Annotated in this window: 17 protein-coding genes; 12 read left to right on the forward strand and 5 right to left on the reverse strand. The window is 74.4% G+C overall.

The window, feature by feature from the left end; genetic code table 11:
- Positions 1-9: 9 nt before the first annotated feature.
- From ACFWDO_RS11340 to ACFWDO_RS11360, 5 genes are read right to left on the reverse strand one after another with little or no spacing between them, the layout of a single operon-like run.
- The gene (locus ACFWDO_RS11340; RefSeq protein ID WP_380316468.1) at positions 10-795 is read right to left on the reverse strand and encodes an LLM class F420-dependent oxidoreductase; all 786 of its coding nucleotides are present in this window, start codon (positions 793-795) and stop codon (positions 10-12) included.
- Between the two features lie 34 nt (positions 796-829).
- The gene (locus ACFWDO_RS11345) at positions 830-1,621 is read right to left on the reverse strand and encodes a methyltransferase domain-containing protein (protein ID WP_380316471.1); all 792 of its coding nucleotides are present in this window, start codon (positions 1,619-1,621) and stop codon (positions 830-832) included.
- 52 nt (positions 1,622-1,673) lie between these two features.
- Entirely contained in the window at positions 1,674-2,657 is a 984-nt protein-coding gene (locus ACFWDO_RS11350; RefSeq protein ID WP_380316474.1) for a quinone oxidoreductase family protein, read from the reverse strand.
- Between the two features lie 27 nt (positions 2,658-2,684).
- Positions 2,685-3,287 carry a DUF1684 domain-containing protein gene (locus ACFWDO_RS11355; RefSeq protein WP_380316477.1) on the reverse strand — a complete coding sequence of 201 codons (603 nt, stop codon included), beginning with the start codon at positions 3,285-3,287 and terminating at the stop codon, positions 2,685-2,687.
- Positions 3,284-3,928, reverse strand: coding sequence for a class I SAM-dependent methyltransferase (locus tag ACFWDO_RS11360; RefSeq protein ID WP_380316480.1), 645 nt, complete (start codon positions 3,926-3,928; stop codon positions 3,284-3,286). Before ACFWDO_RS11360 ends, ACFWDO_RS11355 begins: the two co-directional genes overlap by 4 nt.
- Before the next feature lie 22 nt (positions 3,929-3,950).
- On the opposite strand from ACFWDO_RS11360, the gene ACFWDO_RS11365 reads away from it, so the two are divergent.
- From ACFWDO_RS11365 to tyrS, 12 genes are all read left to right on the forward strand, one after another.
- Positions 3,951-4,469: a GNAT family N-acetyltransferase gene (locus ACFWDO_RS11365; protein WP_380316484.1), complete on the forward strand. Its 519-nt coding sequence runs from the start codon at positions 3,951-3,953 to the stop codon at positions 4,467-4,469.
- Positions 4,470-4,532: 63 nt separating this feature from the next.
- Positions 4,533-5,633 carry an N-acetyl-gamma-glutamyl-phosphate reductase gene (gene argC / locus ACFWDO_RS11370; RefSeq protein ID WP_380316487.1) on the forward strand — a complete coding sequence of 367 codons (1,101 nt, stop codon included), beginning with the start codon at positions 4,533-4,535 and terminating at the stop codon, positions 5,631-5,633.
- Positions 5,630-6,820 (forward strand): bifunctional glutamate N-acetyltransferase/amino-acid acetyltransferase ArgJ, encoded by a 1,191-nt coding sequence (gene argJ, locus ACFWDO_RS11375; RefSeq protein WP_380316490.1) that lies wholly within the window; start codon positions 5,630-5,632, stop codon positions 6,818-6,820. The genes argC and argJ overlap by 4 nt, the downstream gene beginning before the upstream one ends.
- Positions 6,817-7,764: an acetylglutamate kinase gene (gene argB, locus ACFWDO_RS11380; RefSeq protein ID WP_380316492.1), complete on the forward strand. Its 948-nt coding sequence runs from the start codon at positions 6,817-6,819 to the stop codon at positions 7,762-7,764. The genes argJ and argB overlap by 4 nt, the downstream gene beginning before the upstream one ends.
- Positions 7,761-9,062 (forward strand): acetylornithine transaminase, encoded by a 1,302-nt coding sequence (locus ACFWDO_RS11385; RefSeq protein WP_380316495.1) that lies wholly within the window; start codon positions 7,761-7,763, stop codon positions 9,060-9,062. Before argB ends, ACFWDO_RS11385 begins: the two co-directional genes overlap by 4 nt.
- Positions 9,062-9,994, forward strand: a complete 933-nt coding sequence (gene argF, locus ACFWDO_RS11390; protein WP_380316498.1) for an ornithine carbamoyltransferase — start codon at positions 9,062-9,064, stop codon at positions 9,992-9,994. Before ACFWDO_RS11385 ends, argF begins: the two co-directional genes overlap by 1 nt.
- Positions 9,991-10,551 carry an arginine repressor gene (locus ACFWDO_RS11395; protein ID WP_380316501.1) on the forward strand — a complete coding sequence of 187 codons (561 nt, stop codon included), beginning with the start codon at positions 9,991-9,993 and terminating at the stop codon, positions 10,549-10,551. Before argF ends, ACFWDO_RS11395 begins: the two co-directional genes overlap by 4 nt.
- A 122-nt stretch (positions 10,552-10,673) precedes the next feature.
- Positions 10,674-11,903, forward strand: a complete 1,230-nt coding sequence (locus ACFWDO_RS11400; RefSeq protein WP_380316504.1) for an argininosuccinate synthase — start codon at positions 10,674-10,676, stop codon at positions 11,901-11,903.
- A 28-nt stretch (positions 11,904-11,931) separates the two neighbouring features.
- Positions 11,932-13,377 (forward strand): argininosuccinate lyase, encoded by a 1,446-nt coding sequence (gene argH / locus ACFWDO_RS11405; RefSeq protein WP_380316516.1) that lies wholly within the window; start codon positions 11,932-11,934, stop codon positions 13,375-13,377.
- 154 nt (positions 13,378-13,531) lie between these two features.
- Positions 13,532-14,158: a uridine kinase gene (locus ACFWDO_RS11410; RefSeq protein WP_380326952.1), complete on the forward strand. Its 627-nt coding sequence runs from the start codon at positions 13,532-13,534 to the stop codon at positions 14,156-14,158.
- Positions 14,159-14,199: 41 nt separating this feature from the next.
- Positions 14,200-14,841 (forward strand): DNA-3-methyladenine glycosylase, encoded by a 642-nt coding sequence (locus tag ACFWDO_RS11415; protein WP_380326955.1) that lies wholly within the window; start codon positions 14,200-14,202, stop codon positions 14,839-14,841.
- A 63-nt stretch (positions 14,842-14,904) separates the two neighbouring features.
- Positions 14,905-16,164, forward strand: a complete 1,260-nt coding sequence (gene tyrS / locus ACFWDO_RS11420) for a tyrosine--tRNA ligase (protein ID WP_380326958.1) — start codon at positions 14,905-14,907, stop codon at positions 16,162-16,164.
- Positions 16,165-16,670: the final 506 nt, after the last annotated feature.

A 16,670-nucleotide genomic window follows, 5' to 3' on the forward strand; every position in this document is an offset into this window, starting at 1 on the left:
GCGCAGGGCTCACCGGCGCTCGTCGCGCCAGCGCACCCACTGCTCCACGAGGGACAGATCGTAGTCGGGCCCGCTCGTGCCGATGGTGAACAGCGTGGCGCCGGCGTCGAGCAGCTTCTGCCCGACCTCCTGGGGCGGGGCGCCCACGCCGACCGAGCGCTCCACGAGCGCCGCGGTGTCGCGCCCGACGGCGTCGCCGTGCTCGTCGAGGATCGCGGACTTGCGCGTGAGGGTGTCGACGTCGCCGAAGGAGTGCCAGACGTCGGCGTGCTCGGCCACGAGGCGCAGCGTCTTCTTCTCGCCCCCGCCGCCGATGAGGACCGGGATCTGCCGCGTCGGGGCGGGGTTGCCGGCCGCGAGCCTGGCCTTGATGCGGGGGAGCGCCTCGCCCAGGTCGGCGATGCGCGATCCGGCGGTGCCGAACTCGTAGCCGAACTGGTCGTAGTCCTTGGCGAACCAGCCCGCGCCGATGCCGAGGATCAGGCGGCCGCCGCTGATGTGGTCGACCGTGCGGGCCATGTCCGCGAGGAGCTCGGGGTTGCGGTAGGAGTTGCACGAGACGAGCGCGCCGATCTGCACGCGCTCGGTCTGCTCGGCCCAGGCGCCGAGCATGGTCCAGCACTCGAAGTGCTTGCCGTCGGGGTCGCCCGAGAGCGGGAAGAAGTGGTCCCAGTTGAAGATCACGTCGACGCCGGCGTCCTCGGCGCGCCGGACGGCGTCGCGCATCTGGGCGTAGTCGGCGTGCTGCGGCTGGAGCTGGACCCCGATGCGGACGGGGAAGGTGGTGTCGGTCACGGCGCGAGCCTACGACCGCCTGCAGGCGGTCCCGTCACGCCGTCCGGGTGGCGACCGCGAAGACGCGCCGGAACGCCAGCGGCGTGCCGAACGGGCGCCGCGGGTACGCCTCGCGCAGCGCCGCGCCGAGCTCCGCGTCGAACCGTGCGCGCAGGTCCGTGCCGTGCGCGGCGTCGTGCGCGTCGAGCGCGTGCAGCACCGGCTGGGCGCCGGTCGCCGAGATCCACCGCAGCACCGGGTCGTCGCCGTCGAGCACGTGCGTGTAGGTGGTCTCCCAGGCGTCGACCGACCAGCCGGGCCCGGACAGGAGCTCGAGGTACTCGGCGGGGTCGCCGACGGTGCGGCGCTCGACCGGCCCGACGACGGCGGCGTAGGGCGCGCGGCCGGCGACCTCGCGCAGGGTGCGGTGGCTCGGAGCGTCGTGGTTGCCGGGGACCGAGAACGCGAACGTCTGCCGGGCGGTCGCGGCGAGCGCGGGGAGGAGCTCGCGGTGGCCGGGCACCCACTGGAGCGTGGCGTTGCTGATGACGAGGTCCGCCTCAGGCGCGGGGCCGTGGCCGGCCGCGTGGTCGCGCACGTCGGCGAGCTCGTACCTGCCGTCCGGGTCGGCGGCCCGGGCTCGCTCGATCATGGCGGGCGAGGCGTCGAGCCCGACGAACGAGGCGTCCGGCCACCGATCGCGCAGCACGGGCGTGAGGTGGCCGGGGCCGCACCCGAGGTCGACGACGCTCGACGGCTCGCGCAGGACGCGGGCGACGAGCTCGCCGAACGGGCGGGAGCGTTCGTCGGTGTAGCGCAGGTAGGCGGTGGGGGACCAGTCGGCCACGGCAGTTCCTCTCGACGTCGAGTATCTCGACATCAAGATACTCTGCCAGGACCTAGGGAACCAGCAGCACCTTCCCCGTGGTGGCGCGGCTTTCGAGCGCGCTGTGCGCCTGGCCCGCCTCGGCGAGCGGGAAGGTCGCGCCGACGCGGACGTCGAGGTCGCCCGACGCCGCGGCGCCCAGCACCTCGGCCGCGCGCCACTCCAGCTCCCCGCGGGTGAGCGTGTAATGCGCCAGGGTGGGCCGGGTGAGGTACAGCGAGCCGCCGGAGTTGAGGCGCTGCGGGTCGAACGGCGGCACCTGCCCGGACGCGCCGCCGAACAGCACCAGCGTGCCGCGCGGGCGCAGGGAGGCGAGGGAGGCGTCGAACGTCGCGCGCCCCACGCCGTCGTACACCACGTGCACGCCCCGCCCGTCGGTCAGGTCGCGCACGACGGCGGGCAGCTCGGTGGCGATGTCGTCCATGGCCGCGTAGTCGATCGTGTGGGCGGCGCCGGCCGCCGACGACAGGGCCGCCTTCTCGGGCGAGGAGACCGTCGTGATGACGCGACCGCCGCGCGCCACCGCGAGCTGCGTGGCGAGCAGGCCCACGCCGCCCGCGCCGGCGGTGAGCAGGACGTCGTGACCGGGGCCGACCTCGAACGTGGACGCCACCAGGTAGTGCGCCGTCATGCCCTGCAGCGGCAGCGCGGCCGCCGTGACGAGGTCGAGGCCGGCGGGGACGCGGACGGCGTTCGCGGCGGGCACGACGGCCAGCTCGGCGTACGAGCCGGGCGCCTCGTTCCAGGCCACCCGGTCGCCCACCGCGAAGCCGGTGACGCCGTCACCGAGCGCCTCGACGGTGCCCGCGCCCTCGACGCCGACGACGTGCGGGTAGTCCATCGCATACACGCCCGCGCGGCGATAGGTGTCGATGAAGTTGACCCCGGCCGCCGCGACGCGGACGAGGAGCTCGCCCGGCCCCGGTGATGGATCGGGCTGCTCGACGTACTCCAGGACCTCGGGACCACCCGCCGCGCGGGCCACGACTGCGTGCATGGCTCCGAGCCTACGCACGCCGTCCGGTCAGTCCATCCGCTCCCCGGCGCGCACGGGCGCGTCGAGCCGGTTGCCGGCGGGCGCGAGCGGGCACGTCCATGCCGGGTCGTAGCGGCACGACGGGTGGTAGGCGAAGTTGAGGTCCACCACCATCCGGCCGTCCGTCGCGCCGAGGTCGGCGCCCTTGGCCGTGTCGAGCAGGTAGCGGCCCCCGCCGTAGGAGCCGTCCCCGGCCGTGCCGTCCCGCAGCGGCACGAACAGCCCGCCGCCGTACTGGGCCAGCCACCAGACGTCGAGCGTGCCGAGGCCGGGCAGCGCCAGCACGCCGACGCGCTCCATGGTGGTCGTGCCGTCCGTGCCGGTGTCGACGTCGAGGGTGGCCGGGGCGGCCGGCCGCAGGGGCAGCTCGAAGCGCAGCGCGGGGTCGTAGGGCCAGGACGGCAGCCCCGACGCGCGCAGCGGGTCGCCGGCCGGCAGCGGGCTCTGGGGGTGGGTGACGAACAGGTCGTCCCGACCCTCCCGCCAGACCGCGTGCCCCTCGGCGGGGTCCGGGACGGCGCGCACCGCCGCGTACAGCTCGGCGACCCGGCGGCGCCAGTCGGCGAGCTCGAGGGCGGAGGCCGGCGTCACGACGCCGCCCCGGGGGCGGAGGCGACCTCGAGCTCGGCGAGCAGCAGCGCGTCGCCGCCGGCGTGCCGCCAGGCCGCGTGCCGGCGCAGCCGGAGGCCCGCCTCCGCGGCCCGGGCGGCCAGCAGCTCCGGAGTGGCGAAGCGGTCGTGGTGGACGGGGAAGGCGTGGCGGACGACGGCGGGTCGCCCGAACCCGGTGAACGTCGCCGTGACGACCCGTCCGCCGGGCCGCAGCACGCGCGCCCACTCGGTGAGCGCCGCCGCCGGGTCGGGCAGCAGGTGCAGGGCGGTGACGCACGTGACGAGCTCCACGGAACGGTCGTCGAGCGGCAGCGCGGCGGCGTCGGCCCGCACCAGCCGGGCCGCGGGCACCTCGCGCCGGGCGACGGCGAGCATGTCGGGGGACAGGTCCACGCCGGTCATCGCGAGCGGGCGTGGCGCGGCGGCCGCGAGCGCCCGCAGCACCAGGCCGGTCCCGGTCGCGACGTCCAACACGTCGCGCACGTCGTCGAGCGCGCAGAACGCCGCGACCTCGACGGCCAGGTCGCGGTGCATGGCGCTCTCGTCGTAGGTCGCGGCGCGGGCGTCATACGCCGCCGCGACCGCGGCCGAGACGGCGTCGTCGGTGGGGGTCGAGGTCACGGCCCGACCCTATGCTTCGCGTGTGACCGCAGACACCCGTGCCGCCCTGACGATCCGACCCGCCACCGACGACGACTGGCCTTCGCTGTGGCCCATCGTCGAGGCGGTGGTACGCGAGGGCGAGACCTACGTCTACCCGCTCGACCTCACGAGCGAGCAGGCGCGGGAGATCTGGATGGAGCGGGCCCCGGGAGCGACGGTCGTGGCGGAGGGCGCGGACGGGACGCTCCTGGGCACGGCCAAGATGGGCCCGAACCGACCCGGCCACGGCGACCACGTGGGCACGGCGTCGTTCATGGTGTCGCCCGCCGCGCGCGGGCTCGGGGTGGGCCGGGCGCTCGGCGAGCACGTGGTCGCCTGGCATCGCGAGCAGGGTTTCCGCGGCATCCAGTTCAACGCGGTGGTGGAGTCGAACGAGGCCGCGGTGCGGCTCTGGCGCTCGCTCGGGTTCGAGGTCGTGGGCACGGTGCCGGGCGCCTTCCGCAGTCCCGCGCACGGCTTCGTCGGGCTGCACGTGATGTACCTGCCGCTCGTGGGCTGACGCTCTGCCCGGCCCTCGAGAAAGGGATCCCCACAGGCTGCATACGTATGTATAGTGCTGCATATGGTCAGCACCGAGTCGAGCACCGAGCCGCGCACGTTCCGCGTCGCCGTCGCCGGTGCCTCCGGGTACGCCGGGGGCGAGTTCCTGCGCCTCGCGGCGCGTCACCCCGCCCTCGAGATCGGGACGCTCACGGCGCACTCGAACGCCGGCGTGCGCCTGGGCGCGCTGCAGCCGCACCTGCGCTCCCTCGCGGACGAGGTGCTCGAGCCGACCACGCCCGAGGCGCTCGCGGGCCACGACGTCGTCGTCCTCGGCCTGCCGCACGGGGCCTCCGGCGAGATCGCCGCGCAGCTGCCCGACGACGTCCTCGTGCTCGACCTCGGGGCCGACCACCGGCTCGCCTCGGGCGCCGACTGGGAGCAGTTCTACGGCTCGCCGCACGCGGGCACCTGGCCCTACGGCCTGCCGGAGCTGCTGCACGCGGACGGCGCGGGCCACGTCACCGGCGCCCAGCGCGACCAGCTCGCGGGCGCCCGCCGGATCGCCGTGCCGGGCTGCAACGTCACGGCCGTCACGCTCGGCCTGCAGCCGGGCGTCGCCGCAGGCCTCGTGAGCCCGGCCGACGTCGTCGCGGTCCTCGCCAACGGATACTCCGGCGCAGGCAAGTCCCTCAAGCCTCACCTGCTCGCGGCCGAGGGCCTCGGCTCCGCCGCGCCGTACGCCGTGGGCGGAACGCACCGGCACATCCCCGAGATCACGCAGAACCTGCGCACCGCCGGCGCCCCTGACGTGACGATCAGCTTCACGCCCACCCTCGTGCCCATGTCGCGCGGCATCCTCGCGACCGTCACGGCGCGGCTCGCGCCCGGCCACGAGGACGCCACCGCCGCCGACGTGCGTGCCGCCTGGGCCGACGCCTACGCGGGCGAGCCGTTCGTCGAGCTGCTGCCCGAGGGGCAGTGGCCCACCACGGCCGCCACGCTCGGCGCGAACACCGCCCTCGTGCAGGTCGCGCTCGACGCGGCCGCCGGGCGGGTCGTGACCGTCACCGCCATCGACAACCTGGTCAAGGGCACCGCCGGCCAGGCGGTCCAGGCCATGAATCTTGCCCTCGGCCTGCCGGAGACGGCCGGCCTCGTCACCGAAGGAGTCGCTCCATGAGCATCACCGCACCGGCCGGGTTCCGGGCCGCCGGCGTCGCCGCCGGCCTCAAGGCGTCGGGCGGGCGCGACGTCGCGCTCGTCGTCAACGACGGCCCGCGACGCACGGCCGCGGCGGTGCTCACGACCAACCGCGTGCAGGCAGCGCCCGTGGTGTGGACCCGCCAGGCGGTGAGCGACGGCGCCGCGCGCGCGGTCGTCCTCAACTCCGGCGGCGCCAACGCGTGCACCGGCCCCGAGGGCTTCGGCGACACCCACCGCACGGCGGAGCACGTGGCCGCCGTCCTGTCCGCGAGCGCCGCGACGCCCGAGGACGAGGTCGGCGCCGGCGACGTGCTGGTGTGCAGCACCGGCCTCATCGGTGTGCGTCTGGCCATGGGCGCCCTGCTCGGGGGCGTCGACGCCGCGGCGGCCGCGCTCGCCGGCGACGGCGGCGACGCCGCCGCGGACGCCATCCGCACCACCGACACCGTCTCCAAGCAGGCGCTCGCGCAGCGCGACGGCTGGAGCGTCGGCGGGATGGCGAAGGGCGCCGGCATGCTTGCCCCGGGCCTCGCCACGATGCTCTCCGTCATCACGACGGATGCCGTCGTCGACGCCGCGACGGCCGACGCCGCGCTGCGGACCGCCACCCGGACGACCTTCGACCGCGTCGACTCCGACGGGTGCATGTCGACCAACGACACCGTGATCCTGCTGGTCAGCGGCGCGTCGGGCGTCGAGGTCGGCCTCGAGGAGCTGACGGCGGCGGTCACCGAGGTGACGGCCTCCCTCGCGCGCCAGCTCGTCGCGGACGCCGAGGGCGCGAGCCACGACATCGCCGTGACGGTCACCGGCGCCACCACCGAGGACGCGGCGGTCACCGTCGCCCGGGCCGTCACACGCTCCAACCTGTTCAAGGCGGCCATCTTCGGGAACGACCCCAACTGGGGCCGCATCGTGGCCGCCGTCGGCACCGTGCCCGAGGAGGTCGCACCCTACGACCCGCTGGCGCTCGACGTCACGGTCAACGGCGTGCAGGTGTGCCGGGCGCAGGGCGTGGGCGAGCCGCGCGAGCTGGTCGACCTCGCCGCGTCCCGCGAGGTCACCGTCGTGGTCGACCTGCACGCGGGCGACGCGTCCGCCACCGTGTGGACCAACGACCTCACGCACGACTACGTGCACGAGAACAGCGCGTACAGCTCATGAGCAGCGACGTCGTGAACGGGCTCGCGCCCGAGCAGAAGGCGGAGGTGCTCGTCGAAGCCCTGCCGTGGCTGCAGGAGTTCGCCGGGGCGCTCGTCGTCGTCAAGTACGGCGGCAACGCGATGATCGACGACGAGCTCAAGGCCGCGTTCGCGCAGGACATGGTCTTCCTGCGCCAGGTGGGCCTGCGGCCCGTCGTCGTGCACGGCGGGGGACCGCAGATCAACGCCATGCTGGAGCGCCTCGACATCCACAGCGAGTTCCGCGGAGGGCTGCGCGTCACCACGCCCGAGGCGATGGACGTGGTGCGCATGGTCCTCACCGGCCAGGTGTCGCGCGAGCTCGTGGGCCTCATCAACGCCCACGGCCCGCACGCCGTCGGGCTCTCCGGCGAGGACGGCGGCCTGTTCGGCGCGGTGCGCCGGCACGCGGTCGTCGACGGCGAGCCCGTCGACGTCGGCCTGGTGGGCGACGTCGTGCAGGTGCACCCGTCCGCGGTGCAGGACCTGCTGGACGCCGGCCGCATCCCCGTCGTCTCGACGGTGGCCCCCGACGTCGACGACCCGACCCAGGTGCTCAACGTGAACGCCGACACGGCCGCCGCGGCGCTCGCGGTCGCGCTCGGCGCCTCGAAGCTCATCGTGCTCACCGACGTCGAGGGCCTGTACACCTCGTGGCCGGACAAGGACTCCCTCGTCGAGGAGATCTCTGCGCCCGACCTCGCGGCGCTGCTGCCGAGCCTGACCGCCGGCATGGTGCCCAAGATGGAGGCCTGCCTGCGGGCCGTGCAGGGCGGCGTGCCGCGCGCCACCGTGATCGACGGCCGCCAGCCGCACTCCGTGCTGCTCGAGGTCTTCACCACCCGCGGCAACGGCACGATGGTCGTGCCGGCGCGCACCTCGGTCGCCCCGGCCGGAACCACCCCGGACAAGGAGGCGTCCGCATGAGCGACACCCTGCAGGCCGTGAGCGGCGGCGCGCTCGCCGACGCCTCGAACGCCGCCTGGACCGACCGCTACTCCCACGCCGTGATGGACACGTTCGGCCGGCCGCAGCGCGTCCTGGTCCGCGGCGAGGGCGCGTACGTGTGGGACGCGGACGGCCGCCGCTACCTCGACCTGCTCGCCGGGATCGCGGTCAACGCCCTCGGCCACGCGCACCCCACCCTCACGGCGGCGATCAGCGCGCAGCTCGGCACGCTCGGGCACGTGTCGAACTTCTTCGCCACGCCCACGCAGATCGGGCTGGCGGAGCGGCTGCTGCACCTCGCGGGCGCACCCGACGGCTCGCGGGTGTTCTTCACCAACTCGGGCACCGAGGCCGTCGAGGCGGCGTTCAAGATGGCGCGCCGCAACCGTTCCGACGGACCCGGCGAGGGCGCGTCCCGCACCCGGGTCCTGGCCCTCGAGGGGGGCTTCCACGGCCGGTCGATGGGCGCGCTCGCGCTCACCGCCAAGGCCGCGTACCGCGAGCCGTTCGAGCCGCTGCCCGGCGGTGTCGAGCACGTCCCCTTCGGCGACACGGCCGCGCTCGAGGAGGCGTTCTCCCCGGCCGCCGTCGCCCAGCGGGGCGGCGTCGCGGCCCTCGTCGTCGAGCCGCTCCAGGGCGAGGCCGGGGTCCGGGCCCTGCCCCCGGGCTACCTGGCGCACGCCCGTCGCCTCACGACCGAGGCGGGTGCGCTCCTCGTGCTCGACGAGGTGCAGACCGGCATCGGCCGGACCGGGTCGTGGTTCGCGTTCCAGCAGCCCGAGGTCGGCGGCGGCGTCGTGCCCGACGTCGTCACCGTGGCCAAGGGGCTCGGCGGCGGGTTCCCGATCGGCGCGGCGATCGCGTTCGGCGAGCGCGCGGCGACCCTGCTGGGCCGCGGCCAGCACGGCACCACCTTCGGCGGCAACCCCGTCGCCGCGGCCGCGGGCCTCGCGACGCTGGGCGTCATCGAGCGCGACGGGCTGCTGGACAACGTCCGCCGCGTGGGCGACTTGCTGCGCACCGGGATCGAGGCCGCCGGCAACCCGCTCGTCGCGGGCGTGCGCGGCCGCGGCCTCCTGCTCGCGGTGCAGCTCACCCGGCCCGTCGCGGCCGAGGTCGCCGCCGCGGCGCTCGACGCCGGCTTCGTCGTCAACGCCGTGGCGCCCGACGCGATCCGCCTCGCCCCGCCGCTCGTCCTGACCGCCGACCAGGCGCGCGAGGCCGCCGGCTTCTTCGCCGCCGTCACCGTCCCCAATACCTCCGAGAGCGAGCACTGATGCCCCGCCACTTCCTGCGCGACGACGACCTCACCCCCGACGAGCAGCGCGAGGTGCTCGAGCTCGGCATGGCGTTCCGGGAGGACCGGTTCGTGCGCTCGCCGCTCGCCGGCCCGCAGGGCGTCGCCGTCCTCTTCGACAAGCCGACGCTGCGCACCCAGGTCTCGTTCTCCACGGGCATCGCGGAGCTCGGCGGGTTCCCCGTGATCGTCGACGGCCGCCTCGCCCAGGTGGGCGTGCGCGAGTCCGTCGCGGACGTCACCCGGGTGCTGGACCGCCAGGTGTCCGCCATCGTGTGGCGCACCTTCGGGCAGGACCGCATCGAGGAGATGGCGGCCGTCTCCCGGGTGCCCGTGGTGAACGCCCTCACCGACGGCTTCCACCCCTGCCAGATCCTGGCCGACCTGCTGACCGTCGCGCAGCACCGGGGCGGGCTCGGCGCGCTCGCGGGCCAGCGCCTCGCCTACGTGGGCGACGCCGCGAACAACATGGCGGCGTCCTACCTGCTCGGCGGCGTCACCGCGGGCCTGCACGTGGCCGTCGCCGGGCCCGAGGGCTACCTCCCGCCCGACGACGTCGTGGCCCGCGCCCGCGAGATCGCGACGACGACCGGCGGGTCCGTCACCGTGACCACCGACGTGCGCGCGGCCGTGGCCGGGGCCGACGTCGTCGCCGCGGACACCTGGGTGTCGATGGGCGACGAGGAGGAGGCTGCCGACCGCCTCGCCGACCTCGCCGGCTACGGCGTGGACGACGCGCTCATGGCCGCCGCGGCCGACGACGCGATCTTCCTGCACTGCCTGCCCGCCTACCGCGGCAAGGAGGTCGCCGCGTCGGTGATCGACGGGCCCGCGTCGGTCGTGTGGGACGAGGCGGAGAACCGGCTGCACGCGCAGAAGGCGCTGCTGACCTGGCTCCTGGAGCACCGGTGAGCGCCCCGGACGGCGCCTCGTCGTCGGGCCCGGCCACGGGTCCCGTCGCCACCGGGCCGGCGACGAAGGCCGCGCGCCACGCGCGGATCGTCGAGATCGTGCGCCGCACGCCGATCCACTCGCAGGCCGAGCTGGCCCGCGAGCTCTCCGACGCGGGCGTGAGCGTCACCCAGGGCACGCTGTCGCGCGACCTCATCGAGCTGCGCGCCGAGAAGGTGCGCAACGCGGCCGGCTCCCTCGTCTACGCCGTGCCCGGCGAGGGCGGCGACCGCAGCGTCCAGGCGGCCGGCGAGGGGGAGAGCGAGGTCGGCTACGTCGCAGCGCGGCTCGCCCGGCTGTGCAGCGACCTCCTCGTGTCGGCGGAGGCGTCCGGGAACCTCGTGGTGCTGCGCACGCCGCCGGGCGCCGCGAACTACCTGGCGTCGGCGATCGACCACTCCGTCTTCCCGGGCGTCCTCGGCTCCATCGCCGGCGACGACACGATCCTCGTGATCGCGCGAGACCCGCTCGGCGGCGACGACCTCGCCCGCCGCTTCCTCGAGCTGACCCAACCCTGACCTGACCTGACCTGACCTGACCTGACCTGACCTGACCTGACCTGACCGACGGCGGGCCGTGGCCCCCGCAGGCAGGCGCTGCCAGACTTGACCCGAACCCCCTCGCCAGAAAGAGAACTGTGATGACTGATCGCGTCGTGCTCGCCTACTCGGGCGGCCTGGACACCTCCGTGGCCATCGGCTGGATCGCCGAGGCCACCGGGGCCGAGGTCGTCGCCGTGGCCGTCGACGTCGGCCAGGGCGGCGAGGACATGAACGTCATCCGCAAGCGCGCGCTCGACTGCGGCGCCGTCGAGGCGTACGTCGCCGACGCGCGCGACGAGTTCGCTGCGGAGTACTGCATGCCCGCCCTCAAGGCCAACGGCATGTACCTCGACCGCTACCCGCTGGTCTCGGCGATCTCCCGCCCGGTGATCGTCAAGCACCTCGTGCGCGCCGCCCGCCAGTTCGGCGCGACGACGGTCGCGCACGGCTGCACCGGCAAGGGCAACGACCAGGTCCGCTTCGAGGTCGCGACGACGTCGCTCGCCCCCGACCTGAAGTCCATCGCCCCGGTGCGCGACCTCGCCCTGACCCGCGAGAAGGCCATCGACTACGCCGAGCGCCACGACCTGCCGATCGCGACCACCAAGAAGAACCCGTTCTCGATCGACCAGAACGTGTGGGGCCGCGCCGTGGAGACCGGGTTCCTCGAGGACATCTGGAACGAGCCCACCAAGGACGTCTACTCCTACACCGACGACCCGACGTTCCCGCCGGTCGCCGACGAGGTCGTCGTCACCTTCGACCAGGGCGTGCCCGTGGCCCTCGACGGCGTGGCCGTGACGCCGCTGCAGGCCATCCAGGAGATGAACCGTCGTGCGGGCGCCCAGGGCGTGGGCCGCATCGACATCGTCGAGGACCGCCTGGTGGGCATCAAGTCCCGCGAGATCTACGAGGCGCCGGGCGCCATCGCGCTCATCGCGGCGCACCAGGAGCTGGAGAACGTCACGCTCGAGCGCGAGCAGGCCCGCTTCAAGCGCCAGGTCGAGCAGCGCTGGTCCGAGCTGGTCTACGACGGCATGTGGTTCTCCCCGCTGAAGAAGAACCTCGACACCTTCGTCGACGAGACCCAGAAGTACGTCTCCGGCGAGATCCGCATGGTGCTGCACGGTGGCCGGGCCACCGTGACGGGTCGCCGCTCGGAGCAGAGCCTGTACGACTTCAACCTCGCCACCTACGACGAGGGCGACGCCTTCGACCAGTCGCACGCCAAGGGCTTCATCGAGATCTACGGCCTTGCCGCCAAGCAGGCCGCGGCCCGCGACGAGCGGTTCGGCAACGGCGTGGACTTCGGCACCGGGGAGTTCTGACGTGGCGTCTTCTGATACGGGGTCCGAGGTGACGCCCGGCGGCCCGGACGGGACCGTGGGCCGGACCTCCGACAACGTCTCCCTGTGGGGCGGCCGGTTCGCCGGCGGCCCGTCGCCGGAGCTGCAGGCGCTGTCCCAGTCGACGCACTTCGACTGGGTCCTCGCCCCGTACGACATCCGGGGGTCGCGGGCGCACGCCCGCGTGCTGCACGCCGCCGGCCTGCTGAGCGACGACGAGCTCGCGGGCATGCTCGAGGCCCTGGACGTGTTGCTCGCCGACGTCGAGTCGGGCGCGTTCCTGCCTGTGCTCGGTGACGAGGACGTGCACACCGCCCTCGAGCGCGGGCTCATCGAGCGCGCCGGCGCCGAGCTCGGCGGCAAGCTGCGCGCCGGCCGGTCCCGCAACGACCAGATCGCCACGCTCGTGCGGCTCTACCTGCGGGACCAGGCGAAGACGGTCGTGGCCCAGGTGCTCGACGTCGTGGACGCGCTCGTCGGGCAGGCGCAGGCGGCGGGCGACGCCGTCATGCCCGGGCGCACCCACCTGCAGCACGCCCAGCCGGTCCTCGTGGCGCACCAGCTCCTCGCGCACGCGTGGCCGCTGCTGCGCGACGTCGACCGCCTCGTCGACTGGGACGTGCGCGCGGCGCGCTCGCCGTACGGCTCGGGGGCGCTCGCGGGCTCGTCGCTCGGGCTGGACCCGGCCGCGGTGGCGGCCGAGCTCGGCTTCGACGGCCCGGTGGAGAACTCGATCGACGGCACGGCCGCGCGCGACGTCGTGGCGGAGTTCGCGTTCGTCGCGGCGATGGTCGGCATCGACCTGTCGCGGCTGAGCGAGGAGATCATCCTCTGGAACACGAAGGAGTTCGGCTTCGTGCGGCTGGACGACTCGTGGTCGACCGGGTCGAGCATCATGCCGCAGAAGAAGAACCCGGACATCGCCGAGCTGGCGCGCGGCAAGGCGGGGCGCCTCGTGGGCGACCTCACCGGCCTGCTCACCACGCTCAAGGGCCTGCCGCTGGCGTACAACCGGGACCTGCAGGAGGACAAGGAGCCGGTCTTCGACCAGGTCGCCACCCTCACGGTGCTGCTGCCCGCGTTCGCGGGGATGGTCCGGACGCTCACGTTCGACACGGGGCGGACGGCAGAGCTCGCCCCGCAGGGCTTCTCGCTGGCGACCGACATCGCCGAGTGGCTGGTGCGGCAGGGCGTCCCGTTCCGGGTCGCGCACGAGGTCGCGGGCGCGTGCGTCCGGGTCTGCGAGGAGCGCGGCATCGAGCTGTGGGACCTCTCGGACGCGGACCTCGCCGCCATCTCGGAGCACCTGACGCCGGGCGTCCGCGAGGTCCTGAGCGTCGAGGGGTCCGTGGCCTCGCGCGACGGCGTCGGCGGCACCGCCCCGGCACGCGTCGCGGAGCAGCTCGAGGAGGCCGCGGGACGGTCCGCGGAGTTCCGCTCCTGGGCGGAGGGCTGAGCCACCCACCGGACGCAGACGGCCGTGCTCCCTACGCGGGAGCACGGCCGTCGCCGTGCTGGCAGGCAGGATGGGGGGCGGGCCCGTCGTGGCGACGGCGGGCGCGATGCACCTACGCGACCGCGCGGCGCCCGCGCGGGAAGGAGCTGTCCGGATGACCGTGCCGTTGGACGTGCTGGACGTGCTCGTGGACCGGGTGTGCAGCGCCGCCGCGCGCCTGCCTGGCCCGGCGGCGCCCGCACCGTGGCGCCGTACCCGCCTCGTGTGCGTGGACGGCCCGGCGGGGTCGGGCAAGACGACGCTCGCCACGCAGCTGGCAGTGCGGTTCGCGTGCCAGGTGGTGCACCTGGACGACCTCTACGAGGGGTGGGAGGCGGGCCCCGACGGCGGCGCTCGTCGGCTGGGCGAATGGGTCCTCGAGCCGCTCGTGGCCGGGCGGCCGGGACGGTACCGCCGGTACGACTGGGAAGCGCAGGTGTACGCGGAGGCGCACGACGTCGAGCCCGCGCCCGTGCTCGTGGTCGAGGGCTGCGGGGCCGCCGCACGCCAGGTCGACCCGTGGGCGGCGGTGCGGGTGTGGGTCGAGGCGGACGACGGGGTGCGGCTCGCGCGAGGGTTGCGCCGTGACGGAGAGCAGGCCCACGCGCAGTGGCTGCGATGGATGGCCGACGAGCGCACCCATTACGCCACCGAGAGGACGCGGGAGCGGGCGGACGTCCGGCTCGACGGCGTGGGTCGTCTCGTCGCCGCCTCGGCGACCTCGCCGGTCGGGCCGCGATGAGCGGGCCGCGCACGGGGAGCGACCGCGCGGTGGGTCGCGACATGATCCCTGGCCGTGACTGGTTCGAGCGCGACGTGCACGTCGTGGCGCGCGAGCTGCTCGGTGCGCTCCTGACCCGCCGCACCCCCGGCGGCGCCGTCACCGTGCGGATCACCGAGGTCGAGGCCTACGCGGGCCCGGCCGACCCGGGCTCGCACGCGTTCCGCGGGGAGACGGCGCGCAACCGCACGATGTTCGGCGAGGCCGGGCGGGTCTACGTGTACCGGCACCTGGGGCTGCACCACTGCATGAACGTCGTGTGCAGCCCGCCGGGCGAGGCGTCGGCGGTCCTGCTGCGCGCCGGCGAGGTGGTCGAGGGCGCCGACCTGGCGCGCGAGCGGCGCGCCGCCGCGGGCGTCACCCGGTCGGACGTTGACCTGGCGCGCGGCCCGGCGCGCCTCACGGTCGCACTCGCGGTCACGCGGGACGACGACGGGCGGGACGTCACCGACCCCGGGGGAGAGCTCGTCCTGCGCGTGCCGGCGACCGTCGACCGCGCCGGAACGGAGGTCGTCGCCGGCCCGCGGGTGGGCGTGAGCGGCGACGGCGGCCGCGCGGACCTGTTCCCGTGGCGGGTCTGGCTCGCCGGCGACCCCACCGTCTCGCCGTACCGCGCCGCGGGACCGCGGCGCCGGTCGCGGTAGCGGTCGGGCACACTAGGAGGGCGACCCGTCCGGGTCGCGACCCCCTTTCCCGAGGAGCACACGGTGACCGACGTTCTCGACGAGCTGCACTGGCGGGGCCTGGTGGCGCAGTCCACCGACGAGGCCGCGCTGCGTTCTGCGCTGGCCGAGGGACCCGTCACCTATTACGCGGGCTTCGACCCGACGGCGCAGAGCCTGCACATCGGGCACATGGTCCAGCTGCTGAACATGCGCCGTCTGCAGCTCGCGGGGCATCGGCCGCTCGCGCTGGTCGGCGGGGCGACGGGGCTGATCGGCGACCCGCGGCCCACCACGGAGCGCTCGATGCAGTCGCGCGACGTCGTGGCCGGATGGGTGGACCGCATCCGCGGGCAGATCGAGCCGTTCCTCGACTTCGAGGGCCCTGCCGCGGCGCGCATGGTCAACAACCTCGACTGGACCGGCTCGATGTCGGCGATCGACTTCCTGCGCGACGTCGGCAAGCACTTCCGCGTGGGCACCATGCTGTCGAAGGACATCGTGGCCCGCCGTCTGCGCTCGGACGAGGGCATCAGCTTCACCGAGTTCAGCTACCAGGTGCTGCAGGGCATGGACTTCCGGGAGCTGTACGAGCGGCACGGCTGCACGATGCAGCTCGGCGGCAACGACCAGTGGGGCAACCTGCTGTCTGGCGTCGAGCTGATCCGCAAGACGCACGGAGCTGCGGTGCACGCCCTCACCTCGCCGCTCATCACCAAGGCGGACGGCACCAAGATGGGCAAGTCGGAAGGCGGGGCCGTGTGGCTCGATCCGGAGCTGACGAGCCCGTACGCCTTCTACCAGTTCTGGCTCAACACCGCGGACGCGGACGTCGTGAAGTACCTCAAGGTGTTCACCTACCGCTCGCGGGAGGAGATCGAGGCCCTCGAGGGGGAGGTAGCCGAGCGGCCCTTCGCCCGCGAGGCGCAGCGCACCCTGGCCGGCGACCTCACGACGCTCGTGCACGGGCAGGGCGCCACGGACGCCGTGATCGCGGCGAGCCAGGCCCTCTTCGGCCGCGGCGAGCTCCGGGGCCTGGACGCCGGCACGCTCGGCGCCGCGGTCGCCGAGCTGCCGCGGACGACGGCGAAGGCGGGCGACCTCGTGGTCGACGCGCTCGTCGGGTCGGGCCTCGTCGCGTCGAAGGCGGCCGCGCGCCGGGCCATCGGCGAGGGCGGCGCCTATGTGAACAACACGAAGGTCGCCTCCGAGGACGCCGCGCTCGCGGCGGAGGATCTGCTGCACGGCCGGTACGCCGTGCTGCGCCGCGGCAAGCGGACCCTTGCGGTGGCCGTGGCGGAGTGACCGAGGCGGAGTGACCGTGGCGCGCAGCGCCGTGACCGGGGCCCGGGTGGGAGCGAAGAGCTCTCGCCCGGGCCCCTGGTCGTAGCGCGTGCCCCGCGGTCCGTGCCCACGAGCAGGTCGGACGCGTATCGGCGCAGGTCAGAGGGCGATTTGGTACCCCGGCGGAACTGTGTGTAATGTTCAGGTCGTTCGCCCGACAGGGAGAACGGACACCGAGGAGACAGCCGAGAGGCTGGGTACCGGTGGCCGGCCCGGGGCGGACAACCCGAATCCTTCTTCACGAGGACGCCGCGTGCGCCCTCGTTCGGGAACGGGTCGTTCGAACCAGCGCTTCAGAGCTTCGGCCGGAAGTTGACGGGGCAGGACGAACCGAGTAAGGTTGAGGGGTTGCCCCGGCGGGGCTGGAACGGGAATGGTTCTGGTCTTGTGGGTGTGCGTCGGTTGTTTGAGAACTCAACAGTGTGTTTGATAGTCAATGCCAAATTTTTGGAACCTTTGTTGGTTTC

The sequence above is a fragment of the Isoptericola sp. NPDC060185 genome (genome assembly GCF_042728595.1).
GTDB lineage: Bacteria > Actinomycetota > Actinomycetes > Actinomycetales > Cellulomonadaceae > Isoptericola.